Source organism: Bacillus sp. MC1252, from assembly GCF_056838025.1.
Genome location: NZ_CM166369.1, coordinates 1 through 11,324 on the forward strand (window position 1 = coordinate 1; position 11,324 = coordinate 11,324).

Annotated in this window: 7 protein-coding genes, 2 tRNA genes and 1 rRNA gene; all 10 read left to right on the forward strand. The window is 42.7% G+C overall.

Annotated elements, in window-relative coordinates; translation table 11 throughout:
• The 10 genes from dnaA (at nucleotide 1) to ACYH0L_RS00050 (ending at nucleotide 11,313) form a co-directional block, all read left to right on the forward strand.
• Nucleotides 1-1,341, forward strand: coding sequence for a chromosomal replication initiator protein DnaA (gene dnaA, locus ACYH0L_RS00005; RefSeq protein WP_099726331.1), 1,341 nt, complete (start codon nucleotides 1-3; stop codon nucleotides 1,339-1,341).
• A gap of 196 nt (nucleotides 1,342-1,537) precedes the next feature.
• Entirely contained in the window at nucleotides 1,538-2,674 is a 1,137-nt protein-coding gene (gene dnaN / locus ACYH0L_RS00010) for a DNA polymerase III subunit beta (protein ID WP_099726330.1), read from the forward strand.
• 150 nt (nucleotides 2,675-2,824) lie between these two features.
• Entirely contained in the window at nucleotides 2,825-3,040 is a 216-nt protein-coding gene (yaaA, locus tag ACYH0L_RS00015) for a S4 domain-containing protein YaaA (RefSeq protein ID WP_482354246.1), read from the forward strand.
• A gap of 16 nt (nucleotides 3,041-3,056) precedes the next feature.
• Nucleotides 3,057-4,169 carry a DNA replication/repair protein RecF gene (gene recF, locus ACYH0L_RS00020; RefSeq protein ID WP_099726328.1) on the forward strand — a complete coding sequence of 371 codons (1,113 nt, stop codon included), beginning with the start codon at nucleotides 3,057-3,059 and terminating at the stop codon, nucleotides 4,167-4,169.
• A 17-nt stretch (nucleotides 4,170-4,186) separates the two neighbouring features.
• The gene (gene remB, locus ACYH0L_RS00025; RefSeq protein ID WP_099726327.1) at nucleotides 4,187-4,432 is read left to right on the forward strand and encodes an extracellular matrix regulator RemB; all 246 of its coding nucleotides are present in this window, start codon (nucleotides 4,187-4,189) and stop codon (nucleotides 4,430-4,432) included.
• A 57-nt stretch (nucleotides 4,433-4,489) separates the two neighbouring features.
• Nucleotides 4,490-6,406: a DNA topoisomerase (ATP-hydrolyzing) subunit B gene (gene gyrB / locus ACYH0L_RS00030; RefSeq protein ID WP_099726326.1), complete on the forward strand. Its 1,917-nt coding sequence runs from the start codon at nucleotides 4,490-4,492 to the stop codon at nucleotides 6,404-6,406.
• A 230-nt stretch (nucleotides 6,407-6,636) separates the two neighbouring features.
• Nucleotides 6,637-9,141: a DNA gyrase subunit A gene (gene gyrA / locus ACYH0L_RS00035; RefSeq protein WP_099726325.1), complete on the forward strand. Its 2,505-nt coding sequence runs from the start codon at nucleotides 6,637-6,639 to the stop codon at nucleotides 9,139-9,141.
• A 362-nt stretch (nucleotides 9,142-9,503) separates the two neighbouring features.
• A 16S ribosomal RNA gene (locus ACYH0L_RS00040) occupies nucleotides 9,504-11,052 on the forward strand.
• Between the two features lie 95 nt (nucleotides 11,053-11,147).
• Nucleotides 11,148-11,224 (forward strand) — tRNA-Ile (locus tag ACYH0L_RS00045).
• A 13-nt stretch (nucleotides 11,225-11,237) separates the two neighbouring features.
• Nucleotides 11,238-11,313 (forward strand) — tRNA-Ala (locus tag ACYH0L_RS00050).
• Nucleotides 11,314-11,324 lie beyond the last annotated feature (11 nt).

Here is an 11,324-nt window from a genome sequence, read left to right on the forward strand (position 1 = left end):
ATGGAAAATATTTTGGATCTGTGGAATAAAGCACTTCAAAAAATAGAGACAAAATTGAGTAAACCCAGTTTTGAAACATGGATGAAGTCGACTAAAGCCCATTCTCTTCAAGGAGATACACTCACAATTACTGCACCTAATGAATTTGCTAGAGACTGGCTGGAGTCAAGATATCTCCACCTAATTGCAGATACCATCTATGAACTGACAGGTGAAGAGCTCAGCATCAAATTTATTATTCCTCAAAATCAGGACGAAGTGGAAGCCATGCCAAAATCTCCAATTAAAAAAATGTCTAAAGAAGAGCCTGTTGAAATTCCACAAAATATGCTGAATCCAAAATATACTTTTGATACTTTTGTTATTGGTTCAGGCAACCGTTTTGCTCATGCCGCTTCACTTGCAGTCGCAGAAGCACCAGCAAAAGCTTATAACCCGCTCTTTATTTATGGAGGCGTTGGTTTAGGAAAGACCCACTTGATGCATGCGATTGGTCATTACGTTATAGACCATAATCCATCAGCCAAAGTGGTCTATCTATCATCTGAAAAATTTACAAATGAATTTATCAACTCAATCCGAGACAACAAGGCTGTCGACTTCCGTAATCGCTATCGGAATGTAGATGTGCTTTTGATAGATGATATTCAATTTTTAGCAGGAAAAGAACAAACACAAGAAGAGTTTTTCCATACATTCAACACACTTCACGAAGAAAGTAAGCAAATCGTCATTTCTAGTGACCGGCCGCCGAAAGAAATTCCGACACTTGAAGACAGATTACGCTCCCGATTCGAATGGGGTCTAATTACAGACATTACCCCGCCAGATCTAGAAACGCGTATTGCGATCTTGCGAAAAAAAGCAAAGGCAGAAGGCTTAGATATACCAAATGAAGTCATGCTTTATATTGCCAACCAAATCGACAGTAACATTCGTGAGCTGGAGGGTGCTTTGATTCGTGTCGTTGCTTACTCTTCTCTAATTAATAAAGACATCAATGCGGATCTAGCAGCTGAGGCCCTAAAGGACATCATTCCTTCATCGAAGCCAAGGATCATTACGATTAAAGATATTCAAAGAATTGTAGGGCAGCAATTTAATATTCGATTAGAAGATTTCAAAGCGAAGAAACGGACGAAATCAGTTGCTTATCCAAGACAAATTGCCATGTACCTCTCTAGAGAAATGACCGATTCCTCTCTGCCTAAAATAGGAGAAGAATTTGGCGGACGTGATCATACGACAGTCATTCATGCTCACGAGAAAATCTCGAAATTAATCGTTGAAGATGAACAGCTTCAGCAGCATGTCAAAGAGATCAAAGAACAATTAAAATAAACAAGCTGATATGATTAGTACGGGAAAATGTGAATAACTTCAGCATGGTCATACACAGTCTGTCCACATGTGGATAGGCTGTCTTTCCTTTCTTTTTGCCGGCTTATCCACATATTCACAAGCCCTACTAGTACTTCTACGATTTTTATTAAATAAATATATATACATGTCATTAAGAAAATTTAGGAGGACCACTATGAAATTCACGATTCAAAAAGATCGTCTTGTTGAAGGTGTCCAAGATGTATTAAAGGCCGTATCCTCTAGAACAACGATTCCTATTTTGACAGGGATTAAAATTGTTGCATCTGATGAAGGGGTTTCCCTAACAGGAAGCGACTCTGATATCTCAATTGAATCTTTTATTCCTAAAAGAGATGGGGATTTAGAAGTCATTACAATTGATCGTCCGGGAAGTATTGTGCTGCAGGCCCGCTTTTTTAGCGAAATCGTTAAGAAACTGCCAATGTCTACTGTCGAAATAGAAGTAGAACAAAACCATTTGACCATCATCCGCTCTGGTTCAGCAGAATTTAATCTAAACGGCTTAGATGCTGAAGAATATCCGCATCTGCCACAAATTGAAGAGCACCATGCTTTTCAAATTCCAACAGATCTGCTTAAAAACTTAATTCGTCAAACCGTTTTCGCAGTGTCCACCTCAGAAACACGACCTATCTTGACAGGTGTAAACTGGAAGGTGGAAAAAGGTGAATTAATATGCACGGCAACGGATAGCCATCGTCTTGCTTTAAGAAAAGCGAAGTTAGATATTAACGAGGAAAGCTCGTACAATGTGGTCATTCCAGGGAAGAGTTTAACAGAGCTAAGCAAAATTCTTGATGATGGACAAGATCTTGTGAGCATCGTGATTACAGAAACGCAAGTTCTCTTTAAAGCACAAAACGTGCTGTTCTTCTCTAGATTGCTGGACGGTAATTATCCAGATACAGCTCGCCTCATCCCGCAAGAAAGTAAAACGGATGTCGTGGTGAACACGAAAGAATTCCTTCAAGCGATTGATCGCGCGTCACTTTTGGCAAGAGAGGGACGGAATAATGTCGTGAAACTGTCTGCTGATCCTGCGCAGAGTCTTGAAATCTCTTCTAACTCGCCTGAAATTGGTAAAGTGGTTGAAACGGTTCAAGCGGATGACATTAAAGGGGAGGACCTAAAGATCTCCTTCAGTCCGAAATATATGCTGGATGCGTTAAAAGTATTAGAGGGAACTGATATTCATGTAAGCTTCACTGGTGCGATGAGACCATTCCTTTTACGCACCCCGAATGATGATTCAATCTTGCAATTGATTCTTCCAGTAAGGACGTATTAAGTTCATCTAAAATGGCTGCTGTGTGAGTGCACAGCAGCTTTTCTTCTCGTTTACCATGCTTTCTTTCATCCCAGTTCGCTTTCCCCCTTTCCTTCTTGTCTTGTTTTTTAGTACAATTAGATATTAGTGATATTGAAAGAGGTCGATACAATGCCTAATCCTATAACCATTGAAACAGAAATGATTACATTAGGGCAGTTTTTGAAATTAGCCGAAGCCATCCAATCTGGCGGAATGGCGAAATGGTTTTTAAGTGAACATGAGGTGTTCATTAATCAAGAGCCAGATAATAGACGGGGACGTAAATTATACCCAGGAGATGTTGTCGAGATTGAAGGTTATGGCACATTTCAAGTTGTGAAGTAGAAACGGGTGACAATACATGTACATTCAAAGTCTGGCGTTAACCTCATACCGAAACTATGAACACACCGAACTTCATTTCGACAATAAGGTCAATGTCATGATCGGTGAGAACGCCCAAGGTAAAACGAACTTGATGGAAGCGATCTATGTATTGTCTATGGCAAAGTCTCATCGTACGTCAAATGATAAAGAACTTATCCGATGGGACGAAGACTATGCTAAAATAGAAGGTAGAGTCATCAAAAAAAACGGTCCACTCCCAATGCAGCTCGTGATCTCAAAAAAAGGAAAAAAGGGAAAGGTCAATCACATTGAACAACAGAAACTTAGTCATTATGTTGGTGCTTTAAACACCATCATGTTTGCACCAGAGGATCTGAGCCTTGTGAAAGGCAGCCCGCAAATTCGCAGAAGATTCCTCGACATGGAGATTGGACAAGTTTCTGCTGTCTATTTGCATGATTTATCGCTCTATCAAAAAATCCTCTCTCAGCGAAATCATTACTTGAAACAATTGCAAACAAGAAAGCAAACGGATCAAGCGATGCTGGAGGTTTTAACAGAGCAGTTGATTGATGCGGCAGCGAAAGTTGTCAAAAGACGACTTACTTTTACGAAACAGCTTGAAAAATGGGCGCAGCCGTTGCATTTTGGAATTTCTAGAGAGCTAGAAACACTCACGCTCCAATACCAGACAGCGATAGAGGTATCAGAAGCGTCAGACTTGTCGAAAATAAAGAATAGCTATGAAGAATCGTTTCAGAAACTAAGAGACAGAGAAATAGACCGAGGGGTGACACTGTGGGGACCTCACAGAGATGACCTTCTTTTCTTTGTGAATGGTCGGGATGTTCAGACATATGGCTCTCAAGGGCAGCAAAGAACAACAGCTCTTTCACTAAAACTTGCAGAAATTGATCTGATCCATGAAGAAATCGGTGAATACCCAATTCTTCTACTCGATGATGTTTTATCTGAACTTGATGATTATAGACAGTCTCATTTGCTCCATACCATTCAGGGACGTGTACAGACCTTCGTCACGACAACAAGTGTTGAAGGCATCGATCACGCTACCCTGAAAGAAGCGGAAATTTTCAGAGTAGCCAGTGGAAAAGTAATTGACTGATAAATGAGGTGTGAGTCTTGTATATTCATTTAGGTGATGATTGTGTTGTTTCTACACGAGAGATTGTCGCAATTGTTGATTACAAAATGAGGTCATCTTCTGTTGTAGAGGAATTTCTTAAAAAACAAGAGGAACAAATCATTTCGTTGTCACAAGGGACACCCAAATCCATCGTCGTCACAACTAAATCTGTGTATTACTCTCCTCTTTCCTCAAGCACGCTCAAAAAACGTGCTTCATTTGTGATTGAAATTGAAGTCTAAAAGCTCAATTCATATAAATATATCGTTTAAGAAAAGTGTAGGTGAATGTACGTGGCAATGGAACAGCAACATAATAGTTATGATGAAAATCAGATACAGGTGCTCGAGGGGCTAGAAGCTGTTAGAAAACGTCCAGGAATGTACATTGGGGCAACCAATGCAAAAGGACTTCACCATCTTGTATGGGAAATTGTCGACAACAGTATTGATGAGGCATTAGCTGGTTATTGTACAGACATTACAGTGCAAATTGAAAAAGATAATAGCATTACAGTAAAAGATAATGGCCGCGGTATTCCTGTTGGGATTCATGAAAAGATGGGACGACCTGCAGTAGAAGTCATTATGACTGTTCTTCACGCTGGCGGTAAGTTTGACGGCAGCGGTTATAAAGTATCTGGCGGTCTGCATGGTGTAGGGGCTTCTGTTGTAAATGCGTTATCTACAACCTTAGACGTGACAGTATACCGTGATGGAAAGATTCATCATCAGCAATTCAAACGCGGAGTTCCAGTTGGCGATCTAAAAATTATTGGTGAAACAGACGTAACAGGTACAACCACTCATTTTGTGCCAGATCCAGAAATTTTCACTGAAACCATTGAATTTGATTACGACACACTTGCCAACCGTGTACGTGAGTTAGCCTTCTTAACAAAAGGTGTTAACATTATCATTGAGGACTTACGCGAAGGAAAAGAGCGGAGAAATGAATACTGCTACGAAGGCGGTATCAAGAGCTATGTGGAACATTTAAATCGCTCAAAAGAAGTGGTTCATGAAGAACCAGTTTACATCGAGGGTGAAAAAGACGGAATCACTGTTGAAGTTGCTTTACAATACAACGATTCCTATACAAGTAATATCTATTCTTTCGCCAACAATATCAATACGTATGAAGGCGGAACACACGAAGCAGGCTTCAAAACGGGTCTGACGCGCGTCATTAATGATTATGCTCGTAAAAATGGCGTATTCAAAGATGGAGACTCGAATTTGAGTGGTGAAGATGTGCGCGAAGGCTTAACGGCTATTATCTCCATTAAACATCCAAACCCACAATTCGAAGGTCAAACGAAGACGAAGCTTGGGAATTCAGAAGCGAGAACCATTACAGATTCTCTTTTCTCTGAAGCACTGGAGAAATTCTTGCTAGAGAACCCTGATTCTGCGAAGAAAATCGTGGAAAAGGGACTGATGGCAGCTCGTGCAAGAATGGCAGCCAAAAAGGCACGTGAGCTTACGAGACGTAAAAGTGCACTTGAAGTCTCTAGCCTGCCTGGGAAATTGGCAGACTGTTCTTCTAAAGATCCTTCTATCTCTGAGCTCTATATCGTAGAGGGAGATTCTGCGGGCGGATCTGCTAAGCAGGGTCGTGATCGCCACTTCCAAGCCATTTTACCGCTAAGAGGAAAGATCCTAAACGTTGAAAAAGCACGACTAGATAAAATTTTATCTAACAACGAAGTTCGTTCTATGATTACAGCGTTAGGAACTGGAATCGGTGAAGACTTCACTTTAGAGAAAGCCCGCTATCACAAAGTTGTGATCATGACGGATGCGGATGTCGATGGTGCCCATATCCGCACGCTGCTCTTAACGTTCTTCTATCGCTACATGCGTGAAATCATTGAAAACGGTTATGTGTATATTGCGCAGCCGCCTTTATATAAAGTGCAGCAAGGTAAACGTGTTGAGTATGTGTATAACGATAAACAGCTAGATGAGCTGCTAAAGACATTGCCTCAAACACCAAAACCTGGACTTCAGCGCTATAAAGGTCTTGGAGAGATGAACGCAACTCAGCTTTGGGAAACAACAATGGATCCTGATGCGAGAACACTTCTTCAAGTGACACTTGAGGATGCGATTGATGCTGATGAGACATTTGAAATGCTGATGGGAGATAAAGTAGAACCGAGACGAAACTTTATCGAAGAAAATGCACAATACGTGAAAAATCTTGATATTTAGATAGGTCCCCTTGAGAACAACCTTATTTCTTGTTTGGAATAAGGTTGTTTTTCAAGATTCAGGCCTGTGAAACGAATGTCCTGGTTTTCTATGTTTCGTTGATTTTCTAGTAAATTAATGTGTATAAAGCAGAGATTATTGATATAATGAAGAATAGTCTTGTGAAGATAAATACATATTTTACTCCCACATAATTTATTTCATGTGATACGTAAAGGGAGGTTCTTATAGTGAGTGAACAACATACACCAAATGTACGCGAAGTGAATATCAGTCAAGAAATGCGTACGTCCTTTTTAGATTATGCAATGAGTGTTATTGTTTCGCGTGCATTACCAGATGTACGAGATGGATTGAAGCCTGTGCATCGAAGAATTTTGTATGCGATGAATGACCTAGGAATGACAAGCGATAAACCATTTAAGAAATCTGCACGTATCGTTGGGGAAGTTATCGGTAAGTACCACCCTCACGGTGATAGCGCTGTATACGAAGCAATGGTTCGGATGGCGCAAGATTTCAACTATCGTTATATGTTAGTTGATGGTCATGGAAACTTTGGTTCGGTCGATGGAGACGGAGCAGCGGCGATGCGTTATACCGAGGCGCGTCTATCTAAGATTTCTATGGAAATCCTCCGTGATATCACAAAGGATACCATTGATTATCAAGATAACTATGATGGCAGTGAAAGAGAGCCAATGGTGATGCCTGCAAGATTTCCGAACTTATTGGTCAACGGAGCGACAGGAATTGCTGTAGGAATGGCGACCAATATTCCGCCGCACCAATTAGGTGAAGTAATTGATGGGGTATTGGCCATCAGTCAAAACCCAGAAATGACAACACAGGAGCTTATGGATATCATCCCAGGGCCAGATTTCCCAACAGCAGGACAAATCATTGGCCGAAGCGGTATTCGAAAGGCGTATGAAACAGGGCGCGGCTCTATTACATTAAGAGCAAAATCGAATATTGAGGAAACATCTAGCGGTAAACAGCGCATTGTTATCAATGAGATCCCGTACCAGGTCAACAAAGCCCGTTTGATTGAAAAAATCGCTGATCTTGTCCGTGATAAAAAGATTGATGGCATTACAGATTTGCGTGATGAATCAGATCGAAATGGTATGCGTATTGTCATTGAGCTGAGAAGAGATGCGAATGTCCATGTTCTATTAAACAATCTTTATAAACAAACGACACTTCAAACCTCATTCGGTATCAACTTGCTGGCGCTTGTTGATGGACAGCCAAAGGTTTTATCACTGAAACAATGTCTTGAATATTATCTTGAGCATCAAAAAGTGATCATTCGCAGAAGAACGGCGTATGAGCTGCGTAAAGCAGAAGCAAGAGCTCATATTTTAGAAGGCTTGAGAATTGCACTTGATCACTTAGATGAGGTCATTGCCTTAATTAGAGGATCTCAAACCGCTGAAATTGCTAGAAATGGTTTGATGGAAAACTATAGCTTGTCTGAAAAACAGGCACAGGCCATTCTTGATATGCGACTCCAGCGCTTGACTGGTTTAGAACGAGAAAAGATAGAAGATGAATATAAAGGACTTGTTGATTTGATTGCTGAATTAAAAGCCATCCTAGCAGACAATGAGAAAGTTCTTGAAATCATTAGAGAAGAATTAATAGAAATCAAAGAACGTTTCAATGATACGCGTCGAACTGAAATTGTGACAGCGGGTATTGAAACAATCGAAGATGAGGACTTGATTCCTGTTGAGAACATTGTGATTACACTGACTCATAATGGTTATATTAAGCGTCTGCCCGCATCAACATACCGCAGTCAAAAAAGAGGCGGAAAAGGTGTCCAAGGAATGGGGACCAACGAGGATGATTTCGTTGAACAACTGATCTCAACATCGACCCACGATACGATCCTCTTCTTCTCTAATAAAGGGAAGGTCTATCGTGCCAAGGGGTATGAGATTCCTGAATTTGGACGGACAGCGAAAGGGATTCCGATTATTAACCTTCTTGAAGTAGAAAAGGGAGAGTGGATTAACGCCATTATCCCAGTAAGCGAATTTGATGAAGATTCGTACCTCTTCTTTACAACAAGACACGGTGTATCGAAACGGACATCATTGTCTCAATTTGCAAACATTCGAAACAATGGTCTTATTGCACTGAGCCTGCGTGACGAAGATGAACTGATGGCCGTTCGTTTAACCAATGGAGAAAAACAAATCATCATTGGGACGAAAAAGGGGATGCTGATTCGTTTCGACGAGACGGATGTTCGTGAAATGGGACGTACGGCAGCTGGGGTCAAAGGGATCACACTTTCTGAGGATGACATCGTCGTTGGAATGGAAATCCTTGAGCCAGATGCAAACGTATTGATCGTAACCGAAAGAGGTTATGGTAAATTAACGCCTGAAAAAGAATATCGTGTTCAAACTCGAGGCGGTAAAGGTCTTAAAACGTGCAAGATCACTGACAACAATGGTCCGCTTGTCACAGTGAAGGCGACCAATGCTGAAGCTGAAGAAGACTTGATGATTATTACAGGGAGCGGTGTCATCATTCGTATGGCCGTTTCAGACATTTCGACAACAGGTCGTGTCACCCAAGGTGTCCGCCTAATTCGTCTACGTGATGATGAACATGTCGCTACAGTGGCATTAGTTGAACAATCACCAGAAGACGATGAAGAGAACAGTGAAGAAAATGTAGAAAACATAGAGTCAGATCAAGAACAATCTGAGTAAAAGTAAAGTCGGTTTTTCACCGGCTTTATTTTTTTTGAAAAAACATGATTTTTTTTGAAATTTATAATGCTTTTTTCATAGATATGTGTTAACCTTTCAAAGGAGCAAAAAGAGGCTCTATTTTTTATCTCTTTCACTGCAAAACTTCTTTAAAAAATAAAATGTTTTTCAAGAAAAATGTTGACTATTGATAGAGATATATGATATATTTAAGTGGTCGCTTTGAGAGAGTGACGAACAAGTTCTTTGAAAACTAAACAAGACAAAACGTACCTGTTAATTCGAGTTTTTATAAAAAAATCCTATGATACATCATAGGTAGTCAGTCAAACTGACGAAAAACGAAACTTCGGTTTTGTTCTTTTTCGGAGAGTTTGATCCTGGCTCAGGACGAACGCTGGCGGCGTGCCTAATACATGCAAGTCGAGCGGACAGAAGGGAGCTTGCTCCCGGATGTTAGCGGCGGACGGGTGAGTAACACGTGGGTAACCTGCCTGTAAGACTGGGATAACTCCGGGAAACCGGAGCTAATACCGGATAGTTCCTTGAACCGCATGGTTCAAGGATGAAAGACGGTTTCGGCTGTCACTTACAGATGGACCCGCGGCGCATTAGCTAGTTGGTGGGGTAATGGCTCACCAAGGCAACGATGCGTAGCCGACCTGAGAGGGTGATCGGCCACACTGGGACTGAGACACGGCCCAGACTCCTACGGGAGGCAGCAGTAGGGAATCTTCCGCAATGGACGAAAGTCTGACGGAGCAACGCCGCGTGAGTGATGAAGGTTTTCGGATCGTAAAGCTCTGTTGTTAGGGAAGAACAAGTGCGAGAGTAACTGCTCGCACCTTGACGGTACCTAACCAGAAAGCCACGGCTAACTACGTGCCAGCAGCCGCGGTAATACGTAGGTGGCAAGCGTTGTCCGGAATTATTGGGCGTAAAGGGCTCGCAGGCGGTTTCTTAAGTCTGATGTGAAAGCCCCCGGCTCAACCGGGGAGGGTCATTGGAAACTGGGAAACTTGAGTGCAGAAGAGGAGAGTGGAATTCCACGTGTAGCGGTGAAATGCGTAGAGATGTGGAGGAACACCAGTGGCGAAGGCGACTCTCTGGTCTGTAACTGACGCTGAGGAGCGAAAGCGTGGGGAGCGAACAGGATTAGATACCCTGGTAGTCCACGCCGTAAACGATGAGTGCTAAGTGTTAGGGGGTTTCCGCCCCTTAGTGCTGCAGCTAACGCATTAAGCACTCCGCCTGGGGAGTACGGTCGCAAGACTGAAACTCAAAGGAATTGACGGGGGCCCGCACAAGCGGTGGAGCATGTGGTTTAATTCGAAGCAACGCGAAGAACCTTACCAGGTCTTGACATCCTCTGACAACCCTAGAGATAGGGCTTTCCCTTCGGGGACAGAGTGACAGGTGGTGCATGGTTGTCGTCAGCTCGTGTCGTGAGATGTTGGGTTAAGTCCCGCAACGAGCGCAACCCTTGATCTTAGTTGCCAGCATTTAGTTGGGCACTCTAAGGTGACTGCCGGTGACAAACCGGAGGAAGGTGGGGATGACGTCAAATCATCATGCCCCTTATGACCTGGGCTACACACGTGCTACAATGGACAGAACAAAGGGCTGCGAGACCGCAAGGTTTAGCGAATCCCATAAATCTGTTCTCAGTTCGGATCGCAGTCTGCAACTCGACTGCGTGAAGCTGGAATCGCTAGTAATCGCGGATCAGCATGCCGCGGTGAATACGTTCCCGGGCCTTGTACACACCGCCCGTCACACCACGAGAGTTTGCAACACCCGAAGTCGGTGAGGTAACCTTTATGGAGCCAGCCGCCGAAGGTGGGGCAGATGATTGGGGTGAAGTCGTAACAAGGTAGCCGTATCGGAAGGTGCGGCTGGATCACCTCCTTTCTAAGGATATATGGAGCAGCGTGCGTTTTCGTCTTGTTTAGTTTTGAAGGAACTTGGAAAAGATCCTACAACATCATATCTTCGATATGAAAGATGGGCCTGTAGCTCAGCTGGTTAGAGCGCACGCCTGATAAGCGTGAGGTCGGTGGTTCGAGTCCACTCAGGCCCACCATCTTCTATAAATCGGGGCCTTAGCTCAGCTGGGAGAGCGCCTGCCTTGCACGCAGGAGGTCAGCGGTTCGATCCCGCTAGGCTCCACCAACGTGTTCTTT

Bases quoted from the DNA above. Each gene is read 5' to 3' on its own strand.
- gyrB (WP_099726326.1), top strand. From the start codon at position 4,490: ATGGAACAGCAACATAATAGTTATGATGAAAATCAGATACAGGTGCTC.
- dnaA (WP_099726331.1), top strand. From the start codon at position 1: ATGGAAAATATTTTGGATCTGTGGAATAAAGCACTTCAAAAAATAGAG.
- recF (WP_099726328.1), top strand. From the start codon at position 3,057: ATGTACATTCAAAGTCTGGCGTTAACCTCATACCGAAACTATGAACAC.
- yaaA (WP_482354246.1), top strand. From the start codon at position 2,825: ATGCCTAATCCTATAACCATTGAAACAGAAATGATTACATTAGGGCAG.
- dnaN (WP_099726330.1), top strand. From the start codon at position 1,538: ATGAAATTCACGATTCAAAAAGATCGTCTTGTTGAAGGTGTCCAAGAT.